This is a genomic window from Brevibacterium siliguriense, from assembly GCF_900105315.1.
GTDB classification, from domain to species: domain Bacteria; phylum Actinomycetota; class Actinomycetes; order Actinomycetales; family Brevibacteriaceae; genus Brevibacterium; species Brevibacterium siliguriense.
Genome location: NZ_LT629766.1, coordinates 2,467,971 through 2,489,563, shown reverse-complemented (window position 1 = coordinate 2,489,563; position 21,593 = coordinate 2,467,971). Strand labels below are relative to the sequence as shown.

The 21,593-nt window shown below is 64.8% G+C and carries 17 protein-coding genes; 5 read left to right on the top strand and 12 right to left on the bottom strand.

All coding sequences use genetic code 11. The features are described 5' to 3' along the window. The first annotated feature begins 1 nt into the window (after position 1). Together BLU88_RS10970 and BLU88_RS10965 are read left to right on the top strand one after the other, a co-directional pair. Positions 2–904, top strand: coding sequence for a COX15/CtaA family protein (locus BLU88_RS10970; protein WP_231939363.1), 903 nt, complete (start codon positions 2–4; stop codon positions 902–904). Further along, positions 867–1,325, top strand: a complete 459-nt coding sequence (locus BLU88_RS10965; protein WP_092013662.1) for a VOC family protein — start codon at positions 867–869, stop codon at positions 1,323–1,325. Before BLU88_RS10970 ends, BLU88_RS10965 begins: the two co-directional genes overlap by 38 nt. Here BLU88_RS10965 and BLU88_RS10960 read toward each other — a convergent pair. Next, complete coding sequence (locus BLU88_RS10960; RefSeq protein ID WP_092013659.1) at positions 1,249–2,235, bottom strand: heme o synthase; 987 nt, start codon at positions 2,233–2,235, stop codon at positions 1,249–1,251. The genes BLU88_RS10965 and BLU88_RS10960 overlap by 77 nt on opposite strands. A 10-nt stretch (positions 2,236–2,245) precedes the next feature. Continuing rightward, a complete protein-coding gene (locus BLU88_RS10955) occupies positions 2,246–2,803 on the bottom strand; it encodes a hypothetical protein (RefSeq protein ID WP_092013657.1) in 558 nt (185 codons plus the stop codon). 221 nt (positions 2,804–3,024) lie between these two features. On the opposite strand from BLU88_RS10955, the gene tkt reads away from it, so the two are divergent. From tkt to BLU88_RS10940, 3 genes are read left to right on the top strand one after another with little or no spacing between them, the layout of a single operon-like run. Beyond that, on the top strand, positions 3,025–5,106 hold the full coding sequence (gene tkt, locus BLU88_RS10950; protein ID WP_092017423.1) for a transketolase: 2,082 nt from the start codon (positions 3,025–3,027) through the stop codon (positions 5,104–5,106). Beyond that, complete coding sequence (gene tal / locus BLU88_RS10945; protein WP_092013654.1) at positions 5,103–6,197, top strand: transaldolase; 1,095 nt, start codon at positions 5,103–5,105, stop codon at positions 6,195–6,197. Before tkt ends, tal begins: the two co-directional genes overlap by 4 nt. After that, positions 6,194–7,825 carry a glucose-6-phosphate isomerase gene (locus BLU88_RS10940; protein WP_092013652.1) on the top strand — a complete coding sequence of 544 codons (1,632 nt, stop codon included), beginning with the start codon at positions 6,194–6,196 and terminating at the stop codon, positions 7,823–7,825. Before tal ends, BLU88_RS10940 begins: the two co-directional genes overlap by 4 nt. A gap of 139 nt (positions 7,826–7,964) precedes the next feature. Here BLU88_RS10940 and secG read toward each other — a convergent pair whose 3' ends face one another. The 10 genes from secG to BLU88_RS10890 all read right to left on the bottom strand — a co-directional run bounded on the left by secG (position 7,965) and on the right by BLU88_RS10890 (position 21,561). Beyond that, positions 7,965–8,210: a preprotein translocase subunit SecG gene (gene secG / locus BLU88_RS10935; protein WP_092013651.1), complete on the bottom strand. Its 246-nt coding sequence runs from the start codon at positions 8,208–8,210 to the stop codon at positions 7,965–7,967. 55 nt (positions 8,211–8,265) lie between these two features. Continuing rightward, on the bottom strand, positions 8,266–9,051 hold the full coding sequence (tpiA, locus tag BLU88_RS10930) for a triose-phosphate isomerase (protein WP_092013647.1): 786 nt from the start codon (positions 9,049–9,051) through the stop codon (positions 8,266–8,268). A gap of 14 nt (positions 9,052–9,065) precedes the next feature. After that, positions 9,066–10,283: a phosphoglycerate kinase gene (locus BLU88_RS10925; RefSeq protein WP_092013644.1), complete on the bottom strand. Its 1,218-nt coding sequence runs from the start codon at positions 10,281–10,283 to the stop codon at positions 9,066–9,068. Then, entirely contained in the window at positions 10,280–11,281 is a 1,002-nt protein-coding gene (gene gap / locus BLU88_RS10920; protein ID WP_092013641.1) for a type I glyceraldehyde-3-phosphate dehydrogenase, read from the bottom strand. The genes BLU88_RS10925 and gap overlap by 4 nt, the downstream gene beginning before the upstream one ends. A gap of 9 nt (positions 11,282–11,290) precedes the next feature. Beyond that, entirely contained in the window at positions 11,291–12,274 is a 984-nt protein-coding gene (gene whiA, locus BLU88_RS10915) for a DNA-binding protein WhiA (RefSeq protein ID WP_092013638.1), read from the bottom strand. A 25-nt stretch (positions 12,275–12,299) separates the two neighbouring features. Beyond that, positions 12,300–13,295 carry a gluconeogenesis factor YvcK family protein gene (locus BLU88_RS10910; RefSeq protein ID WP_092013635.1) on the bottom strand — a complete coding sequence of 332 codons (996 nt, stop codon included), beginning with the start codon at positions 13,293–13,295 and terminating at the stop codon, positions 12,300–12,302. A gap of 1 nt (position 13,296) precedes the next feature. Beyond that, positions 13,297–14,187, bottom strand: a complete 891-nt coding sequence (rapZ, locus tag BLU88_RS10905; protein WP_407922854.1) for an RNase adapter RapZ — start codon at positions 14,185–14,187, stop codon at positions 13,297–13,299. Between the two features lie 84 nt (positions 14,188–14,271). Continuing rightward, positions 14,272–16,131, bottom strand: coding sequence for an excinuclease ABC subunit UvrC (gene uvrC / locus BLU88_RS10900; protein WP_092013629.1), 1,860 nt, complete (start codon positions 16,129–16,131; stop codon positions 14,272–14,274). 5 nt (positions 16,132–16,136) lie between these two features. Further along, positions 16,137–19,007 carry an excinuclease ABC subunit UvrA gene (gene uvrA / locus BLU88_RS10895; protein ID WP_092013626.1) on the bottom strand — a complete coding sequence of 957 codons (2,871 nt, stop codon included), beginning with the start codon at positions 19,005–19,007 and terminating at the stop codon, positions 16,137–16,139. Positions 19,008–19,065: 58 nt separating this feature from the next. Further along, on the bottom strand, positions 19,066–21,561 hold the full coding sequence (locus tag BLU88_RS10890; RefSeq protein WP_092013623.1) for a DEAD/DEAH box helicase: 2,496 nt from the start codon (positions 21,559–21,561) through the stop codon (positions 19,066–19,068). Positions 21,562–21,593: the final 32 nt, after the last annotated feature.

Genomic DNA, 21,593 nt, shown 5'->3' with positions numbered 1-21,593 from the left:
AGTGGTCACGAAGAAGATCCGCATCGCCGCTTGGGCCATGCTCATCGCCCAGGCAGGGATCATCCTGACCGGCGGAATCGTCCGGCTCACCGGTTCGGGGCTCGGCTGCTCGGATTGGCCCAAGTGCACCCCCGATTCGCTCGTGGCCACCAGTGAGATGGGCATCCACGGCGCCATCGAGTTCGGCAACCGCCTGCTGGCAGTGGCCCTGGCGATCCTCGGCGTATGCATCGCGCTCATGCTGTGGAAAGGCCGGAAGCAGCGCCCGGATCTCTTCTGGCTCAACATCGGACTGCTTGCCATCGTTCCCGTTCAGGCCGTCGTCGGCGGAATCACCGTGTGGACGAAGCTCAACCCGTGGGTCGTCGCCGGGCACTTCCTGCCCTCGGCCGTCGCCGTGGGCGTCGCAGCCTACTTCGTCCGCCGCACCCATGACACGGGCGTCCGACTTGATGCCAAGGCTCCCACCCCGCTGCCGACTCTGGGCTGGATCATCCTCGGCCTCACCGCGATCATCGTGGTCTTCGGCGTGCTCACCACCGGAGCGGGGCCCCATTCGGGATCGACGATCTCGACCCGCAACAACCTCGACAACATCTGGATCACCCGGCTGCATGCCGCGCCGGTGTGGCTGCTCGTCGTCACCACGGTCTCCGCACTCGTCATCGCCCGGAAGAAGGCGCAGACGGCGATGGTCGCTCCGCTGACCGTGCTCCTCGTCGTCGAGATCGCCCAGGCCATCATCGGCTACGTCCAGTACTTCCTCGGCGTTCCCGAACTGCTCGTGGCCTTACACATGGTGGGGCTGTCGGCTGCGATTGCGGCAAGCGTTGCCGTCCTCGACAGCGCATACCCGAGGAGCACCGATGTCCATACCGATCGTTCCGTGTCTGTGGTTTCCTGATTGCGCCGAGGAGGCCATGGAGTTCTACTGCTCCGTTTTCCCTGATTCGCGCATCCTCTCCATAGAACGCTATCCCGACGAGTCTCTGGACAATCACTTCGAAGGGACGAGCGGAAAGGTCCTGACCGGCCGGTTCGTCCTCGACGGCACGGAGTTCATCTGCCTCGACGGCGGACCGGTGTTCACATTCAACGAGGCGATCTCGCTGACCATCGAATGCGCGGACCAGGCCGAGATCGACCACTACTGGTCGCATCTGTCAGCCGCCGCATCTTCTCAAGACACGTTCAAGGCCCGTTCCCGGGCAGGGGAACGGGCCTTGATTGATCAGCAGAGGGTGAGCCTCACCAGACCCCGGGGATCAGGGTGGGCACAAACGGGTCGATGGCCACTGCCAGGAAGAGCAGCGACAAGTAGGTGATCGAACCGTGGAAGACCTTCATCGCCTTGAGCGAGGTGCCGTCCTTACCCTGCTTGGCACGGGAGACCAGCGAGTAGCACGACCACAGGAACCAGACTCCGGCGCCCACGGCCACGATCGTGTAGACCGGGCCCATCGGTGCAACGGGAATGAGTGCGAGCGAGCATGCGATCATGGCCCACGTGTAGAGGATCATCTGCCGACCCACCGACGTCGGCGGCACCTTCGACGGCAGCATGGGCACATCAGCGGCGTCGTAGTCAGCCTTGTATTTGATCGCCAGCGGCCAGTAGTGCGGAGGGGTCCAGAAGAAGACGACGAGAAAGAGCAGCACGGGCTCCCAGGTGACTCCCCCGGTCACGGCCGACCAGCCGATGAGCACGGGCATGCAGCCTGCAGCGCCGCCCCAGACGATGTTCTGTGAGGTGCGGCGCTTGAGCACGAGGGTGTAGAAGACCGCGTAGAGCAGGATCGCCGAGGCGGTGAGTCCCGCCGTGACCCAGTTCGTGAATCCGCCGAGCCAGAAGATCGAGCCGATGCCCAGCACGAAGGCGAAGATCAGCGCGGAGCGGGGGCTGATCTCACCGGTGACGAGGGGACGGTCCTTGGTCCGCTCCATCTTCGCGTCGATATCGCGGTCGACATAGCAGTTGAAGACCGAGGCCGAGGCCGCTGCGGCGGCTCCGCCGATGAGGGTGTTGATGACCAACCAGATGTTCGGCAGTCCGTGAGCAGCCAGGAACATCACGGGCGCGGTGGTAACGAGGAGCAGCTCGATGACTCGCGGTTTGGTCAGTGCGATATAGGCACTGATGATCGAACGCGGTCGAGTGGCGAGACTCTGCTCGTCGATGGCCCTCTGCAGAGGTCGTTCACTCTGCTCTTCCCGGTGCTGACGAAGTTTGCTCACGCCCTAGATTCTACCTGTTGTCGAAGTTTTTGCCAGTCGCACGAAGGCGAGTCGAGTCACTGACGATGCGGACGAGGAAGGCCACAGCGGCACACAAGGGAGCAAGCACGACGACCTGGACGATGAGCGCTGAGACGAAGCTCAGCGAAGCCGACTGCGAATCCGTGCGGAGGAGATCCACATCGACGCACAGTCCGATGATTCCGGCGATGATGGAGTAGACGAGGGCGGTCGTCCACACCAGCCCGCCCCGTCGCGCGTTGAGCATCACTGCCACCGCGGCGGCGAAGGGTGTGAGCCGCAGCAGAGTGCCGAGCGTCCAGAGACCGAGTTCACCGAGGTCAACGCTGCCGCGCAGCGGCTGTCCGATCGCCGACGACACGGCGATGGTCACGATGGCGATGAGCACGGGGCAGGCCGCGCCGGTCCGTGAGACCAGCCGACGGATCCCTCTGGTCCGTTCGGCCACCTCGGCGAGGTCGGGACCCCTGCCCGCCAGCCATTCGGGTCGCCGGTCTCCGCCGTCTGCGACGGCGGCATCGATCACGGGATCAGCACCCTTGCTCACCCTGTCACCTCTCCTGTCAACCACGATCTCTTCTCGGCCCGACCCACAGCAGTTGTCGAATGTCGAATCATCACTGTGTGCGAGACCACACTCTACTTGTCGGTAGCCTAAATGTCTCGCACCCCGATACCGCGGCTGGTGAACAGGGGCGGCGCTTCCGGCATCCGACGGGTAGAGTTTGAATGCACGCTCTTCAGACGAACGAAGGATCGCTCGACGACATGACAACTCTGTCCTGGACTGAACTCGACAATCGCGCAGTCGACACTGCCCGCCTCCTCGCCGCGGATGCGGTGCAGAAGACAGGGAACGGACACCCGGGCACCGCCATGAGCCTGGCGCCCATCGCCCACTACCTGTACCAGCACGGACTCACTCACGACCCGGCCGACCCGACTTGGGTCGGCCGTGATCGTTTCGTCCTCTCCTGCGGTCACAGTTCACTCACCCAGTACATCCAGCTCTACCTGGCCGGGTTCGGGCTCGAGCTCGATGACCTCAAGGCGCTGCGCACCTGGGGTTCGCTGACACCGGGTCACCCCGAGGTCGGACACACTGCCGGCGTCGAGATCACCACGGGTCCGCTGGGCTCCGGACTGGCCTCGGCCGTGGGCATGGCCATGGCCGCCCGCCGCGAACGCGGACTCTTCGACCCCGAAGCAGCTCCCGGCACCTCACCGTTCGACCACCAGGTCGTCGTCCTCGCCTCCGACGGCGACCTCGAAGAGGGTGTGTCCGGTGAGGCTTCGTCGCTGGCCGGCACACAGGAGCTGTCGAACCTGCTGGTGATCTGGGACGACAATAAGATCTCCATCGAAGACGACACCGCGATCGCCTTCGGTGAGGACACAGCCGCCCGCTACGCCGCCTACGGCTGGCACGTCCAGCACGTCGACTTCACCGCAGGCGATGACTACCACGAGGACATCGAAGCCTTCCACGCCGCGGTCGAAGCCGCTCGTGCGGATTCCCGGCCCTCGTTCATCCGCCTGTCGACGATCATCGCCTGGCCTGCCCCGAATGCGCAGAACACCGGAGGCTCGCATGGTGCGGCCCTCGGTGAGGACGAGATCCGGGCGACCAAGGAGATCCTCGGCTTTGATCCCGAGACGACCTTCACCGTCGACGACGAGGTCCTCGCCCACACCCGTCAGGCCCTCGACCGTGGTCGTGCCGCTCACCTCGAATGGGACAAGTCCTTCGCCGAATGGCGCAGCGCCAACCCGGCCAACGCCGAACTCTTCGACCGTCTGTCCAAGCGCGAGCTGCCCGCCGATCTCGACGCGGCGTTCCCGGTCTTCGAGGCCAGCGAGAAGGGCATCGCCACTCGTGCGGCCTCCGGTCAGGTGCTCAACGCGATCGCCGAGACCATGCCCGAGCTCTGGGGCGGTTCCGCCGACCTCGCGGGGTCGAACAACACCCTGATCAAGGGTGAGCCGAGCTTCCTGCCCGCTCACCGCTCCACCGGCGCCTTCTCCGGCCATGAGTACGGACGCAATATCCACTTCGGCGTCCGCGAGTTCTCCGCCGGTCTCGTCGGCAACGGCATCGCCCTCCACGGGGGAACCCGCCCGTACAACGGCACGTTCCTCGTCTTCAGCGACTACCAGCGCCCTGCCGTTCGTCTGGCCGCCCTCCAGCAGCTGCCGAACCTGTTCGTGTGGACCCACGATTCGATCGGACTCGGCGAGGACGGCCCCACTCACCAGCCCATCGAGCACCTCTCCGCGCTGCGCGCCATCCCCGGCCTCGACGTCGTCCGTCCGGCCGATGCCAACGAGACCGCCGTCGCGTGGCGGAAGATCCTCGACCGCACGGACGGACCAAGCGGACTCGTGCTGACCCGGCAGGCCGTCCCGGTCCTCGACCGTGAGAAGTACGCACCCGCCTCGGAGGCCGCACGCGGCGGCTATGTGCTCACCGACACCGGCGACCAGCCCGAAGTTGCCATCATCGCCAGCGGATCCGAGGTCGCCATCGCCCTCGAGGCCGCCGAGTCCCTGCAGGCAGCGGGCACCGCTGCACGCGTCATCTCCATGCCGTGCCAGGAATGGTTCGACGCCCAGCCGGAGGACTACCGCACCACGGTTCTGCCGCGCTCGCTGAAGGCACGTGTGAGCATCGAAGCCGCTTCGGCGATGAGCTGGCACAAGTATCTCGGCGATGCCGGTCGCGCCGTGTCCATCGAACACTTCGGTGCATCCGCGGACTACCAGACCCTCTACGAGAAGTTCGGCATCACGGCCTCCGCCGTCGTCGACGCAGCCCAGGAATCCATCAACGCAGCAAAGGCGGAAGTATGAGTGAACGACTCCAGCAGCTCAGCGCAGCCGGGGTCTCGATCTGGCTCGACGACCTCTCCCGCACCCGACTCGAATCCGGTGATCTCGCCCGGCTCATCTCCGAATCCTCCGTCACAGGTGTGACGACGAATCCCACGATCTTCGCGAACGCGATCTCGGCCGCCGGCGCTTACGATTCCGCAATCGCCGAACTCGGTGCCGATGTGGATTCGGCTATCGAGGCCCTGACGACCGCGGATGTCGCCGAGGCGGCCCGCCTGTTCCGTCCGGTCTTCGACTCCACGGACGGTGAGGACGGTCGCGTGTCGATCGAGGTCGCTCCGCCGCTGGCCCACGATGCGCAAGGTACTGTCGCTTCGGCGAAGGCCCTGTGGGAACGCGTGGGCGAGCCGAATGCGATGATCAAGATCCCCGCCACCGCGGAGGGGCTGACCGCTATCTCCGAGACGATCGCAGCCGGGATCAGCGTCAACGTCACCCTCGTGTTCTCCCTGACCCGGTACCGTCACGTCGTCGAGGCGTTCCTCCAGGGTCTGGAGAAGGCCCGCGCCGCCGGTCACGATCTCTCGACGATCCGGTCGGTCGCCTCGGTGTTCGTCTCCCGTGTGGATTCGGAGATCGATTCCCGTCTCGACTCCATCGAGGATCCGAAGGCTGCAGAGCTCAAAGGTCAAGCGGGCATCGCGAACTGCGTGCTCGCCCATGAGATCCACTCGCAGCTGTTCACCTCCGAGCGCTTCCGGGTCCTCGAGCTCGCCGGAGCCCGTCCGCAGCGCCTGGTGTGGGCTTCGACCGGAGTGAAGAACCCGGACTATGCCGACACGATGTACGTCAGCGGACTTGTCGCACCGAACACCGTGAACACGATGCCCGAACCCACTCTGGAGGCTTTCGCCGACCACGGTGAGGTCCACGGCCAGATCACCTCCGAGCACTACCGTGCCGCCGACGAGGTCTTCGATGCTCTGGCGCGGCTGGGCATCGACTATGCCGAGGTCATGACCGTGCTCGAAGAGCAGGGGCTGGAGAAGTTCGACGTCAGCTGGACCGAACTCCAAGAAACGATCCGTACGGCTCTGGACCGATCATGAAGCTCTCACTCTCCGTTCCGGTCAACGAAGAATTCGATGCCGAGGCCGCGCGTCTCATCGACGCCCGCCTGGCCTCCCGACTGAGCCACCAGGATGCCGAACTGTTCGACGGTGCCGCGGATGCCGCGGACCGGATGGGCTGGGTGGATCTTCCGCAGCAGGGCGCAGGACTGATCGACGACATCGAGTCCTTGCGCGCACAGCTGCAGGAGAAGGGTCTGCGCACGGTCAGCCTGGCCGGGATGGGCGGATCCTCGCTTGCTCCCGAGGTGATGGCGCAGACGGCCGGCGTCCGCCTCGAGATCATCGATTCGACGGATCCGAATCAGGTCGCCGAGGCGATCGGCACCGACCTCGAGCATACGGTCCTCATCATCGCGTCGAAGTCCGGAACCACGGTGGAGACGGATTCGATCCGGCGCAGCTTCGCTGCGGCTTTCGAGGAGATCGACGTCGACCCCGCGTCCCGGATGATCGCGATCACCGATCCGGGGACGGAACTCGAGAGTTTGGCCGCCGATCAGGGCTTCCTGGCGACCTTCCTCGCCGATCCCACTGTCGGAGGACGCTTCAGTGCGCTCTCGGCCTTCGGGCTCGTTCCTGCGGGTCTGGCCGGTGCCGATGTGCGCGGAATCGTCGCGGAAGCCGCTGAGGCCGCTGCGGACCTGTCCGCCGACAGCCTCGACAATCCGGCGCTGCGGTTCGGCGCTTGGCTGAGCATCGCCCACGCCAGGTCGACGGAGAAGCTCGTCCTCGCGGAGACCTCGCCGCAGCTGCATGGTCTCGGTGCCTGGGTCGAACAGCTCGTCGCCGAATCCCTCGGCAAGGACGGGCAGGGCATCCTTCCCGTCGTCGTCGATTCCCCCGCGGACATCGGGTTCTCCGATGCACGCGCGGATGCTCTGCTGTGCCTGCTCGATCCGTCGGCAGAGGGTACGGAGTTGGGCGCGCCGTCCGGTTTCGAAGCCGCGATCACCGGTGGATTGGGTGAGCTGTTCCTGTTCTGGGAATTCGCCACGGCCATCGCCGGATACGGCATCGGGGTCAATCCCTTCGACCAGCCCGATGTGGAAGCGGCGAAGGTACAGGCCAGGCACCTGCTGGACGGACCGTACTCTGGTACGTCCGAACAGACGCAGTTCTGTGAGGGAGTCATCGACGTCCTCGAAGTCGTGAACGAAGCGACCGATCTCGTCAGTGCCCTGCAGGAGCTCTTCTCCCAGGTCGACGAATACGGGTATGTCGGAATCCAGGCCTACCTCGATCGGATCGCCGATGCCGAGGCTGCTCAGCTGCGTCCTCTCGTGTCCACCCATGCCGGCGTGCAGACGACGTTCGGCTTCGGCCCGCGCTACCTGCATTCGACAGGTCAGTATCACAAGGGAGGCCATCCGAACGGAGTCTTCCTCCAGATCACCGGTGAGGCGCGCACGGATCTGCTGGTGCCGGGACGCGGCTTCGGCTTCGCTCAGCTGCAGCGTGCTCAGGCCGCCGGCGATGCGGCAGTGCTGGTCGAGAAGGGCCGGCCCGTGCTGCGTGTGCATCTGCTCGATCGTGACCGCGGGCTCGAACAACTGCGGGAAGCGATCGAGTCGATCAGCCCGCATCACCACTACGGCCAGGACTGATCTGACGTGACAGCGCGGATTCTGACGTGACAGCACAGAGAAGGACCCCGACCGATTCGGTCGGGGTCCTTCTCTGTCCACCTGGCGTTCGCCTCGGTGGTGGTGTCTCACGATGTCGGCATCAGTCAGCCACTGGACTTCAGGCGTTGAACCGGGTGAGGATGCCGAGCAGGATGATGCAGGCCGCCCAGATGATCGCCATCAGCGTCGTGAACCGGTTGAGATTGCGCTCGGCGACGCCCGAGGATCCCAGCGACGAGGACATTCCGCCGCCGAACATGTCGGACATGCCACCGCCCTTGCCCTTATGCATGAGGATCAGCAGGGTGAGGAAGATGCTCGTGAGCACGAGCAGCGCGATGAGAATGATGTTCAGGATTTCCACGTCGGATTCAACCTATGTTTCGTCGAGTGTTTCGTCGAATGATGCGTCTGTCAGTCTACTTCGCGACGGCAGCCTTGCACAAAGCGGCGAAGTCCGGGCCGCTCAGGCTCGCGCCTCCCACCAGTGCTCCGTCGACATCCGCGGAGGCGACGATCTCGGCCACATTGTCGGCTTTGACCGATCCGCCGTAGAGGATCCGGGTGGTCTGGGCAAGGCTGTCGCCGTACTTCTCACCGATGCGTGCGCGGATGGCCGACGCCATCTCCGCGGCATCGGCGGCTGTGGCGGTCTCGCCGGTGCCGATCGCCCATACGGGTTCGTAGGCGATGACGAGGCCTGAGAGATCGTTGGCGTCGAATCCGGCCAGGGAGTCGTCGAGCTGTCCGAGAGTGAACTCGACGTGGCTCTTGTCCTGCCGCTGTTCCAGCGACTCCCCCACGCAGAGGATCGGGGTGAGTTCGGCCGAAAGTGCGGCCCTGATCTTCGCGGCCACGACATCGTTGGTCTCATGGTTGTCCGCTCGGCGTTCGCTGTGGCCGATGACCACGAAGCTGCAGCCGAGGCGGGAGAGGAACGATGCAGCGATCTCTCCGGTATGCGCGCCGGGAGCGTGCTGGGAGACGTCCTGGGCACCGTATTTCAGCCACAACTTGTCGCCTTGGACGAGGGTCTGCACCGAACGGATGTCGGTGAACGGCGGGATGACGACGACTTCGCAGTGGCTGTCGTCGAGTTTGGCGTCCTCGAGTGCCCATGCGAGCTTCTGGACGGCGGAGATCGCCTCGAGGTGGTCGTGGTTCATCTTCCAGTTGCCTGCCAGCAGCAGGGTGCGGTCGCTCATGGTGTCCGCCTTCCTCATCCGAGTGCGTCGAGTCCGGGCAGTGTCTTGCCTTCGAGGTATTCGAGGCTGGCACCGCCGCCGGTGGAGATATGGCCGAAGTCGTCATCGGCGAAGCCGAGGCTGCGCACGGCGGCTGCGGAATCTCCGCCGCCGACCACGGTCAGCCGCTGTCTTTCACCGCTGCCCTCGTTGGTCAGTGCCTGGGCGACGGCCTTGGTGCCGGCGGCGAAGGCGGGGAATTCGAAGACGCCCATCGGTCCGTTCCAGAACACGGTGGTCGAGGCGGCGATGATCTCCGCATAGGCGGCGGCCGATTCGGGCCCGATGTCGAGGCCGAGGCCGTCCGCTCCTGCCGGAGTGTCTTCGAGTTCGGCAACGGGCCGCACCCAGTTCTCGGCGTCGGCTGCGAAGGAGGCGGCCATGACGATGTCCGTGGGCAGGACGATGCGAGCCCCACCGGCCTCGGCGCGTCGGAGGTAGCCCTTGACATCGTCGATGCGGTCTTTCTCGACCAGGCTGGATCCGATGTCGTGTCCGAGTGCGGCGAGGAAGGTGAAGACCATTCCTCCGCCGATGAGCAGATTGTCGGCACGGTCGATGAGGTTGTCGATGACGCCGAGTTTGTCCGAGACCTTCGATCCGCCGAGGACGACGGTGAACGGACGGGCCGGGTCGTTGAGCAGCTTGTCGCTGACTTCGACTTCCGCACGCACGAGCGAACCGGCATAGTGCGGGAGGAGTTCGGCGATGTCGAAGACCGAGGCCTGCTTGCGGTGGACGACGCCGAATCCGTCGGAGACGAAGTCGTCGGCCAGTGCGGCCAGTCGGGAGGCGAATTCCTGCCGCAGCGCATCGTCCTTCGCGGTCTCGCCGGGATTGAAGCGCAGGTTCTCCAACAGCAGCACGTCACCGTCGGACAGGGCTGCCGCCTTCGTCTTCGCATCGTCACCGACGGTATCGGAGGCGAAGGCGACGAGGCGGCCGATGGCGTCGGCGAGTTCGGGGACGATCGGGGCCAGCGAGAACTGCGGATCCGGTTCTCCCTTGGGTCGGCCCAGATGCGACATCACGATGACCTTGGCTCCCGCCTCGGCCAGCGACCGGATGGTTCCGGCCGAAGCCAGGATGCGGCCGCGGTCGGTGATGGTGCCGTCGTCCATCGGCACGTTGAGATCGCTGCGGACGAGCACCGTGCGACCGGCGAAGATGCCCGCATCGTCGAATGTCCTCATGAGTCCCTTTCGCTGAGAATGTAGCTGACCATGTCTTTGAGTCGGTTCGTGTAGCCCCACTCGTTGTCGTACCAGGCCACGACCTTGATCTGGTCGCCGAGCACCATCGTGAGCTTGGAATCGACGATCGCCGAGGCGGTGGTGCCGACGATGTCGCTGGAGACGAGTTCGTCGGTGGAGAAGTCGAGGTAGGGTGATTCGTCCGCTGCGGAGGCGAGGAGCGCATTGACCTCGTCGCGGTCGGCACTCTTAGTCGTGGTGAAGGTGAAGTCGATGATCGATCCGGCGGGTACGGGCACGCGGACGGCCAGACCGTCGAGCTTGCCCTCGAGGTGGGGCATGACTCGGCCGACCGTGCGTGCAGCTCCGGTCGTGGTGGGCACGATGTTGACGGCGGCGGCGCGGGCGCGGCGCAGGTCCCGGTGGGGTCCGTCGACGAGCATCTGGTCGCCGGTGTAGGCATGGACGGTGTTGAGCAGTCCGGTTTCGACGCCGAGGGTGTCGTCGAGAGCCTTGACGACGGTGGCCATGCAGTTCGTCGTGCACGAGGCGTTCGAGACGACGGAATGTTCGGTCGGATCGAAGGTGTCTTCGTTCACGCCCATGACGAGAGTCGCGTCGACGTCCTTTCCGGGGGCGGAGAGGACGACGGTCTTCACGGTGCCTCCCAGGTGGGCCTCGGCCTGGTCCTGGCGGGTGAAGCGTCCGGTGGATTCGACGACGAGTTCGACATTGTGCGAACTCCAGTCGATTTCGGCTGGGTCGGCTTGGCTGGTGACGGCGATCTCTCGTCCATCGACGATGATCGCCTCGTCGGTCGCGTCGACGTCATGGTCTAAGCGCGGCCACACCGAGTCGTGGGTGAGAAGGTGGGCCAGGGTCGTCGTATCGGTGAGGTCGTTGATGGCCACGACCTCGAAATCGGTATCGGGTTCGAGGGACAGACGGAACAGGGCACGGCCGATTCGGCCGAAGCCGTTGATGGCGATTCGTCTCATGCCTCGATCTTAGCGATCCTCGAGCATTTCCGGCGTCAGGCTGGCTTCGGTGCCGGGAATTCCCAGTTCTTCCGCATGCTTGTCCGCAGTGGACAGCAGCCTGCGGATCCGCCCGGCCACCGCATCCTTCGTCATCGGCGGGTCTGCGAGCTGGCCGAGCTCCTCGAGGGAGGCCTGCTTGTGGGTCACCCGCAGCTGACCGGCGTAGCGGAGGTGTTCGGGGACCTCGTCGCCGAGGATCTCCAGTGCCCGTTCGACCCGGGCTCCGGAGGCCACGGCGGCACGTGCCGACCGGCGCAGGTTCGCATCGTCGAAGTTCGCCAGGCGGTTCGCCGTCGCTCGGACCTCCCGGCGCATCCGCCGCTCCTCCCAGACCAGCACGGCGCTGTGGGAGCCCATGCGGGTGAGCAGTGCGGCGATATCGTCGCCGTCGCGGATGACGACACGGTCGACTCCCCGGACTTCGCGTGCTTTCGCACTCAGTCCGAGACGACGGGCGGCACCGACGAGGGCAAGAGCCGCCTCGGGGCCGGGGCACGTGACTTCCAGCGCCGAGGAGCGTCCCGGTTCCGTCAGGGAGCCGTGGGCGAGGAAGGCGCCGCGCCAGGCGGCTTCGGCATCGGCGACGGAGCCGTTGACGATAGCCGAGGGCAGTCCGCGCACGGGGCGGCCGCGGTTGTCGACGAGTCCGGTCTGGCGGGCCAGTGCTCCCCCGTCACGGGTGACGCGCAGGAGGTAGCGGTTGGAGCGGCGGATCCCTGCGGCGTTGATGACGACGATATCGGCATGCTGGCCGTAGAGGTCCTTGATCTCCGCACGCAGTCGTTTGGCGGCTTGGGCGGTGTCGAGTTCGGCTTCGAGAACGATGGAGCCGTTGACGAGGTGGAGGGCGGAGGAGAAGCGGAAGATCGAGGAGACCTCGGCCTTGCGGGCGGAGGTGCGTGTGATCTTCACTCGCGCCAATTCATCCTTGACCTGAGCGGTCAGTGCCATAGCTCGTCCTCCTGCACCTGAATTGCTACCACTGCTCGGCGACGCCGATCCCGGCGTCCAACAACATGTCACGGTAGCATGCCGCCAGTTTGAGGCTGTCATGCTGTCCCTGTCTCCGTGAACGCAGGGGGCGTTCCCAGAGTTTCGCCCCGAACATGTCTTCGGCCTGCTGCGGCAGGTCCGGTTCGAGTTCGGTCGCGGCCTCGTCGACGAGGACATAGTCCAAGGTCAGCGAGCGGGCATGCCGGTGCAGGGAGGTCAGGTGTTCGCCGAGGCTCAGATCTTTAGTCTCGCCGTCGGTGGAGCTGAGGTTGAGCGTGAGGGATTTCACCGCTTTCGAGTCCACGATCGCCTCCGCCAGCGAAGGCACGAGCAGATGCGGCATCACCGAGGTGTACCAGGAGCCTGGGCCGAGGTTGAGGACATCGGCTTCCTCCACGACTTCGATCGTCTCGAAGCGAGCGGGTGGGGCCGCCGGATCGAGGCGCACGGTCTCGACGTGGCCGCTGGTCGAGGCGAGCACGGACTGTCCGCGCACGACTTGGAACGAGCCGGGGAACTTCACATCGGCCTCGATCGTCAGCGGCACCGAGGACATAGGCAGCACGCGGCCGTGGGCGCGCAGCAGGCGGGCCATCCAGTCGAGGCCGGCCACATGGTCGCCGTGGATCTGCCAGAGTGCGGCGATGAGCAGATTGCCCACCGCATGGCCGTGCAGCTCCCCTGCGGATTCGAAACGGTGCTGGATGACATCACGCCAGGTCTGGCCCCATGTGCCATCGTCGCAGAGCGCGGCCAGGGCCATCCGCAGGTCGCCGGGAGGCAGTCCGCCCAGTTCGTCGCGCAGACGACCGGACGAACCTCCGTCATCGGCGACGGTGACGACGGCGGTGAGGTCCTCGGTGAGCAGACGGAACGCCCTCAGCGCCGCGTAGAGTCCGTGTCCTCCGCCGAAGGAGACGATATTCGGACCATCGTTCTGGGAGCCCGTGGTGATGATGGGCAGATCTTCGGTCTCCATGTCATTCTCTTCCCAGATCGCGGTGGCGTACGGTCACGGGAATGCCGGTCTGGGCCGACAGCAGGCGTCCGACACGTTCGCTGATCGCCACGGAACGGTGCTTGCCGCCGGTGCAGCCGATGCCGATCATCGCGTATCCGCGTCCCTCATGCAGATAGCCCTCGGCAACCGTGGACAGGGTCGCGGCATAGCGTTCGATGAATTCCTCGGCGCCGTTCTGTTCGAGGACGTAATCCGCGACATCGGAGTCGAGTCCGTTGTGTCCGCGCAGGTGGGGAATCCAGTACGGATTCGGCAGGAAGCGGACGTCGGCGATGTGGTCGGCGTCCTTCGGCAGTCCGTATTTGAACCCGAAGCTCATCACCGTCAGTCGCAGCGGTGGTGTGTCATCATCGCTGAAGCGCTTGCGCACCTCCGCGGACAGCTGGTGCACGTTGAGGTCGGAGGTGTCGACGATGATGTCGGCTCGGTGTCTCAGCGACTCGAGCTCGACACGTTCGGCTTCGATGCCTTCGAGGAGGGTCCCCTCCCCCTGCAGAGGGTGGGGTCGCCTCGTCGATTCGAAGCGTCGGACTAGGACCTCGTCGGAGGCATCGAGGAAGACGATGCGCAGGGACAGTCCCTGATCGACGAAATCGCTGATCGTCTGCTGCAGTTCGGTGTACTTCGTCCGGCCCTTGGCGTCGATGACGATCGCGATCTTCGGCAGGGCGCCGTCGGCACGGGCGACGAGCTCGACGAGCGGACGCATCATCTGCGGGGGCAGATTGTCGACGACGTACCAATCCATGTCTTCGAGCACATTGGCCACGGTGGTGCGGCCCGCTCCCGACATGCCGGCGACGAGCACAACCTCGATGGGGTGGTCGGATCCGTTCGATTCGGCCTGTATGCTCACGCGTCCTCCTCTGATCGTGCCCGTTCGGTCGGTGGGCACTGTGTCTCTCGGCACTACTCTAGGGCAGAATCGCCGAGCTCAGTCGGCCAGAGCCGCCGCGATCTTCGCTGCGAGTGAGGGACCGATTCCCCTCACCTCGCAGATCTCCTCTTCGGTGGCCGCGCGGACCTTCTTCACGGATCCGAAATGGCGCAGCAGAGCACTGCGCTTCGACTCCCCGAGGCCCGGAATGTCGTCGAGGACCGAGCTCGTCATCGCCTTCGCACGTTTGGACCGGTGATAGGTGATGGCGAAGCGGTGGGCCTCATCTCGCAGGCGCTGCATGAGGAAGAGGCCTTCGGAATTGCGCGGGAGGATCACGGGGAACGGGTCGTCGGGTACCCAGATCTCTTCGAGCCGCTTGGCCAGACCGACGACGGAGATGTCGACGATCCCGAGATCGGTCAACGCCCGCGTGGCGGCGGCGACCTGCGGGCCGGCGCCGTCGACGACGAGGAGGCTGGGCCGGTAGCCGAAACGCTCATCGGGCTCCTCGGAGGTCATCTGTTCGAGGTAGCGGCTGAAGCGACGGGAGACGACGTCGTACATCGAAGCCGTATCGTCGGCGGCGGCTTCATCGTGGATGGCGAAGTGTCGGTAGTCGCGCTTCTTCGCCATTCCGTCTTCGAACACGACGAGGGAGGCGACGACGTTCGACCCTTGCGTGTGGGAGATGTCGATGCATTCGATGCGCAACGGGGCCTCGGGCAGATCGAGGTGTTCCTGGATCTCCTTGAGCGCCTGACTGCGGGTCGTCAGGTCGGAGGAGCGTTTGAGCTTGTGCTGGATGAGCGCTTCCTTCGCGTTCTTCCCCACGGTCTCAATCGCCGCCTTCTTCTCCCCGCGTTCGGGCACCCGCACGGTCACCCGGGAGCCGCGCTGCTCGCTCAGCCAGGCTTCGAGGGACTCAAGGTCCGCCGGCAGGGTGTCGACGAGGATCTCCTTCGGGATGGCATCGGAGTCGAGCCCGGAGTAGGCCTGTCGGAGGTAGTCGGTAGTCAGTTCTGCGGGAGTGTGATCATCGGAGCGTTCGATGATCCAGCCGCGCTGACCGCGGATGCGGCCCTGGCGCACATGGAAGACTTGAACGGAGGCCTCGAGCTCCTCGGTGACGAGGGCGAAGATATCGCAGTCGGCGCTGACGGACAGGACCACGGCGGATTTGTCGAGGACCTTCTGCAGGGCGGAGATCTCGTCGCGCAGACCGGCCGCGCGTTCGTAGTCGAGTTCGGCGGCGGCGCTGGCCATCTCCTTCTGGCGGTGGCTGATGAAGCGGCCGGTATTGCCGGACATGAAATCGGAGATGCTGCGAGCCAGATCTTTGTGATCGTCCTTGCTGATCTGGCCGACGCAGGGAGAGGCACATTTGTCGATATAGCCGAGCAGGCAGGGCCTGCCGCTGCGTTCGGCTCGGCGGTAGACGCCTGCTGTGCAGGTGCGCATCGGGAAGGCCTTGAGCAGCAGATCGAGGGTGTCCTTGATCGCCCACACCTGGGCGAAGGGACCGAAGTACTTGACACCTTTGCGACGCTTCCCTCGGGTGATGAAGGCGCGCGGCACCTCGTCGTTCATCGTGATCGCGAGGTACGGGTAGGACTTGTCGTCGCGGAACATGACGTTGAACCGCGGGTTGAACTCGTTGATCCACGTCCATTCGAGCTGCAGCGCTTCGACCTCGGTGTCGACGACTGTCCATTCCACCGAGTTCGCGGTGTGGACCATCGTCGAGGTGCGAGGATGCAGCTGGGCGGGGTTGGCGAAGTACGAGTTGAGTCGGTTCCGGAGGTTCTTCGCTTTTCCGACATAGATCACCCGCCGGTCGGGGTCACGGAATTTGTAGACCCCGGCCGAGGTGGGGATCGAACCGGTGGCCGGGCGGTAGGTCGATGGTTCAGGCATTCGGATCAGGACTTGAGCATCGGTTTGAGAAAGCGTCCGGTGTGCGATTCGGCCACCTCGGCGACTTCCTCGGGGGTGCCCTGGGCGATGATCTGACCGCCGCCGCGACCGCCCTCGGGTCCGAGGTCGATGATGTGGTCGGCATTGCCGATGACGTCGAGGTTGTGTTCGATGACGATGACCGTGTTGCCCTTGTCGACGAGCCCCTGGAGGACCATGAGCAGCTTCGAGATGTCCTCGAAGTGCAGACCGGTCGTCGGTTCGTCGAGCACGTAGACGGTGCGGCCGCGGGAGCGCTTCTGCAGTTCGGCGGCGAGCTTGACGCGCTGGGCCTCGCCACCGGAGAGAGTCGTCGCCGGCTGGCCGAGTCGGACATAGCCGAGGCCCACTTCGACGAGAGTCTTGAGGTGTCGCGAGATCGCGGGTATCGCTGCGAAGAAGTCGTTGGCCTCCTCGATCGGCATATCGAGGACTTCGGCGATGTTCTTGCCCTTGAAAGTCACCTCCAGGGTCTCCCGGTTGTACCTGGCGCCCTGACAGACCTCACAGGGGACGTAGACGTCTGGCAGGAAGTTCATCTCGATCTTGATCGTGCCGTCGCCGCTGCAGTTCTCGCAGCGTCCGCCTTTGACGTTGAAGGAGAACCGGCCTGGCAGATAGCCGCGGACCTTCGCCGATTCGGTTTCGGCGAACAGCCGGCGAACATGGTCGAATACGCCCGTGTAGGTGGCGGGGTTCGACCGCGGGGTGCGACCGATCGGCGACTGGTCGACGTGGACGACCTTGTCGAGGTTGTCCAGGCCGGTCACGCGCTTGTGCCGTCCGGGGACCCGGGAGGCGCCATTGAGGACGTTGGCCATCTGCGTGTAGAGGATCTCGTTGACCAGGGTCGATTTGCCCGAACCGGATACGCCGGTGACGGCGGTGAGCACGCCGAGCGGGAAGGACACCGTGACATCGCGGAGGTTGTTCTCCACGGCTTTCTCGACCGTGACCCGCCGGTCCTTGTCGACGGGGCGGCGGGTCGGCGGAATCTGAATAGCGCGCCGACCGGAGAGGTAGTCGCCGGTGATCGATCCCGGGGCCTCCTTGAGACCGGGTACGGGTCCGGAGTAGACGACCTCTCCCCCGTGCTCGCCGGCCCCCGGGCCGATGTCGACGATCCAGTCGGCCGATTCGATGGTGTCCTCATCGTGCTCGACGACGATGAGGGTGTTGCCGAGATCCTTGAGCTTGTTGAGTGTCTCGATGAGTCGGCGGTTGTCGCGCTGGTGCAGACCGATCGACGGCTCGTCGAGGACGTAGAGGACGCCGACGAGACCGGAGCCGATCTGCGTGGCCAGGCGGATGCGCTGGGCCTCACCGCCGGAGAGCGTCCCGGCCGCCCGATTGAGGCTGAGGTAGTCGAGGCCGACGTCGAGGAGGAACCCGAGACGGGCGTTGATCTCCTTCATCACCTGCGCCGCCACGGCGGCATCGCGGTTGCTGAGTTCGAGGGAGCCGAGGAAGTCAGCGGCTTCGTCGAGGGCGAGTTCGGAAACCTCCGCGATGGACTTGTCCCCGACCTTGACAGCGAGGATCTCCGGTTTGAGGCGTGTGCCCTGGCAGCTGGCGCACGGGATCTCCCGCATATAGGACTCGTAGCGTTCCCGCGACCAGTCGGATTCGGTTTCCTCGTGTTTGCGCTGAATGTACTGGTAGACGCCCTCGAAGCCCGTCGAGTACGTGCGTTCGCGGCCGAAGCGGTTCTTGTACTTGACGTGAACCTTGTAGTCCTTGCCCGTCAGTATTGCGGTCTTCGCGGTCTTCGGCAGCTTCTTCCACGGCGTCTTCATATCGAAGCCGAGTTCGTCGCCGAGGCCCTTGAGCAGACGGTTGAAGTACTTCGAGACCTGTTTGCCGCCCGACCAGGGAGCGATCGCTCCGGAGCCGAGGCTGAGGTCCTCGTCGGGGACGACGAGGTCTTCGTCGACCTGCAGACGGGTGCCGATGCCGTCGCAGGTGGGGCAGGCACCGAAGGGCGAGTTGAAGGAGAACGAGCGCGGTTCGATCTCGTCGATCGCCAGCGGGTGCTCGTTCGGGCACGACATGTGTTCGGAGAAGGTGCGGGTCGTACCCTCGTCGACGAGTTCGATGTCGATGCGACCGTCGGCCAGTCCCAGCGCGGTCTCGACGGAGTCGGTCAGGCGCGGGCGCAGTCCGGATTTGGCCACGAGGCGGTCGACGACCACGGAGATCGTGTGCTTGTACTGTTTCTCCAGGGTGGGCGGTTCGCTCAGGCTGATCTGCTCACCGTCGACGATGGCTCGGGAGAATCCCTTGGACTGCAGGTCGGTGAAGAGGTCGACGAATTCGCCCTTGCGGGAGCGGACGACTGGTGCGAGGACGAGGAACTTCGTGCGCTCCTCGAGTTCGAGAAGCTGGTCGACGATCTGCTGCGGGGTCTGCTGCGTGATGACCTCACCGCAGACGGGGCAGTGCGGAGTGCCGATCCGCGCCCACAGCAGGCGGAGGAAGTCATAGACCTCGGTGATCGTGCCGACGGTCGAACGCGGGTTGCGCGAAGTCGACTTCTGGTCGATCGACACCGCCGGAGAGAGTCCCTCGATGAAGTCGACGTCGGGTTTGTCCATCTGCCCGAGGAACATCCGGGCATAGGAGGACAGGGATTCGACGTAGCGTCGCTGCCCCTCGGCGAAGATCGTGTCGAAGGCCAACGAGGATTTACCGGAACCGGACAAGCCGGTGAACACGACCGTCGAGTCGCGCGGCAGCGTGATCTCGACGCTCTTGAGGTTGTGTGCTCGTGCGCCCTTGACCCACAGGGTGTCCAGATGGGAGACGCCTGTCACTTGCTCACCGTTATTGGTTTTCATCACCTGACCACTGTATTACTCGGCACTGACATTGGTGTATTCCCAGCGGTTCCAAGGCTCATCTGCCGATCTCTCCGACCGAGAGGATGCGCAGAACGATATCGCCGGATTCGTCGCTGGCGGCCACGTCCACCTCAGCGTCGATGGCCCAGTCCCTGTTGTCGTCGGGATCGGCGAGGACCTGTCGGACGTTCCAAGTGTGGGAACCGGGTGTGATGTCGATATATTCCCGTCCGCGGGCCTTCTGGTCGACGTGCAGCTCTCCGTATTCGTCGTAGAAGTCCTCGATCGCGTCCTCCCAGGCCCGGGAGTCGAATCCGGATTCGGCGTCGAGGCGGCCGAGCTCCGTGTAGTTCGCGCGTTCGGCCAGCAGCACTCGGTGGAACAGGGCATTGCGGATCTCCGCGGTGAAGACCTTCGTGTTCTCGGAGAAGCGACGGTCCAGCGCCGGCAGATCGTCGGCGTGTTCGGTGGGGTCGAGTCCCTGCAGCGTCCGCCATTCGTCCAGCAGCGACGAATCCGTCCGGGCGATGGTCTCACCCAGCCATTCGATGATGGTCTCGAGTTCCTCGGTCCGGTTCTCCGCGGGGACGTTGTGGAGCAGTGCGCGGTAGACGTCGGTGAGGTAGCGCAGCAGGCTGCCCTCGGCCCGGGCGAGACTGTAGTAGCCGACGAACTGGGTGAAGCCCATGGCCTGCTCGAGCATGTCGCGGACGACGGATTTGGGCTCGAAGCCGCCTCGGTGCAGCCAGGGATGAGTCTCGACGAAATGGTCGAACGCCGGGTCGAGCAACTCGGCCAGGGGTGCGGGGCTTTCGATCTCGTCGAGGATCGCCATACGTTCGGCGTATTCGACGCCTTCGGCCTTGAGCTCGGCCAGGGTCTCTCCCTTGATCCGGTCGAGTTGGCCCTTGAGGATCTGGAACGGCACCGGGGTGGTCGCCTCGACGATGGAGACGACGTCCAGGGCGTACGTGTCGTCGTTCTCGTCGAGAAGCTCGAGCGCGGCGAGGACGAAGGGCGCCAGCGGCTGGTTGAGCGCGAACTGGGGGCCGAGGTCCTGGGTGGCGACGAGTTCGCTGCCACGGACCTCGATGAGGCCGGCGTCGATGAGGGAGCGTCCGATGCTGATCGCGGTGAGTTTGAGGTCGAGCCGGCGCTCCCTTGTCTCATGTGTCTTGTCGATGAACGCGCTGATGGTCGACACATCGGAGCCGGGGCGGGCGACGAGGTTGAGGATCGTCGAATGGTCGATCTTCATCCGCGGTCGCAGGGTCTCGGATTCGCCCTCGATGAGTTTTGTGAACGTCTCCTCGGACCAGCCGACGAAGCCGACCGGGGCGGCCTTCTTCTTGACCTTCTTCTTTTTCTTCTTGTCATCGTTCGCAGCCTTCGCCTCGGCCTTGAGGTTGTCGATGACGTGTTCGGGGGCTTGAGCGATGACGTACCCGCGCGTATCGAATCCGGCGCGGCCGGCACGCCCGGCGAGCTGCTGGAATTCGCGGACGCTGAGTCTGCGCATCTTCCGTCCGTCGAATTTCGTCAGTCCGGTCAGGAGCACAGAGCGGATGGGCACGTTGATGCCCACGCCGAGGGTGTCGGTGCCGGAGATGACGAGCAGCAGTCCTTTGAGGGCGAGCTGTTCGATGAGCCGGCGGTACTTCGGCAGCATTCCGGCGTGGTGGACGCCGACGCCGTGCAACAGCAGCTTGCGCAGACTCTGCCCGAATCCCTTGCCGAAGGTGAAGCCCTTGATGGCAGCGGCGATCGCGGCCTTCTGTTCTTTGGAGGCGAGGTCGACCGAGAGCAGGTTGGTGGCGAGGTCGATGGCTCCGTTCTGGGAGTAGGAGACGACGTAGACCGGCGCTTTGTCGCTGCGGACGAGTCCGCGCAGAGTGTCCGAGAGCGTCTCCGTCGAATATTCAAAGTCGAGCGGGACGGGCCTGGTCGCCGAGGTGACCACGGAGGAATCGCGTCCGGTCGTCTCCGTCATGGTGCGTCGGATGTCGGTGGTGTCGCCCAAGGTGGCTGACATGAGGACGAACTGGGTCTGCGGCATCTCGAGGAGCGGCACCTGCCAGGCCCAGCCTCGGGAGGGGTCGGCGACATAGTGGAACTCGTCCATGACGACCATTCCGGCGTCGAGCATTCCGCCTTCGCGCAGTGCCTGGTTGGCCAGGATCTCTGCCGTGGCGCAGATGACGGGGGCATCCGGGTTGACAGTGGAGTCACCGGTGATCATGCCGACGTTCTCGGCGCCGAAGGCGTTGATGAGGGAGAAGAACTTCTCGCTCACGAGGGCCTTGAGCGGGGCCGTGTAATAGGACCGGATCCCGCGCGTGAAGGACTGGTAGAGGGCGAAGAGAGCGACGAGTGACTTCCCCGAACCGGTCGGGGTCGCCATGATCGTATTGTCGCCTGCGAGGATCGTGAGGAACGCCTCGTCCTGAGCCGGGTACGGCTCCACTCCGATCTCTTGGCAGTATTCGCCGAACGACTCGTAGATCGTGTCGTCGTCGGCGAATTCCGCTGGGATCTCCTGCAATCTGGCCACGCTGATGCACAGACCTTTCCGATTAGACTGGT

Excerpts from the sequence above, each read along its gene's own strand:
- BLU88_RS10965 (WP_092013662.1), top strand. The coding sequence starts at position 867 with ATGTCCATACCGATCGTTCCGTGTCTGTGGTTTCCTGATTGCGCCGAG.
- tkt (WP_092017423.1), top strand. The coding sequence starts at position 3,025 with ATGACAACTCTGTCCTGGACTGAACTCGACAATCGCGCAGTCGACACT.
- tal (WP_092013654.1), top strand. The coding sequence starts at position 5,103 with ATGAGTGAACGACTCCAGCAGCTCAGCGCAGCCGGGGTCTCGATCTGG.
- BLU88_RS10940 (WP_092013652.1), top strand. The coding sequence starts at position 6,194 with ATGAAGCTCTCACTCTCCGTTCCGGTCAACGAAGAATTCGATGCCGAG.
- tpiA (WP_092013647.1), bottom strand. The coding sequence starts at position 9,051 with ATGAGCGACCGCACCCTGCTGCTGGCAGGCAACTGGAAGATGAACCAC.
- BLU88_RS10925 (WP_092013644.1), bottom strand. The coding sequence starts at position 10,283 with ATGAGGACATTCGACGATGCGGGCATCTTCGCCGGTCGCACGGTGCTC.
- gap (WP_092013641.1), bottom strand. The coding sequence starts at position 11,281 with ATGAGACGAATCGCCATCAACGGCTTCGGCCGAATCGGCCGTGCCCTG.
- whiA (WP_092013638.1), bottom strand. The coding sequence starts at position 12,274 with ATGGCACTGACCGCTCAGGTCAAGGATGAATTGGCGCGAGTGAAGATC.
- BLU88_RS10910 (WP_092013635.1), bottom strand. The coding sequence starts at position 13,295 with ATGGAGACCGAAGATCTGCCCATCATCACCACGGGCTCCCAGAACGAT.
- uvrC (WP_092013629.1), bottom strand. The coding sequence starts at position 16,131 with ATGCCTGAACCATCGACCTACCGCCCGGCCACCGGTTCGATCCCCACC.
- uvrA (WP_092013626.1), bottom strand. The coding sequence starts at position 19,007 with ATGAAAACCAATAACGGTGAGCAAGTGACAGGCGTCTCCCATCTGGAC.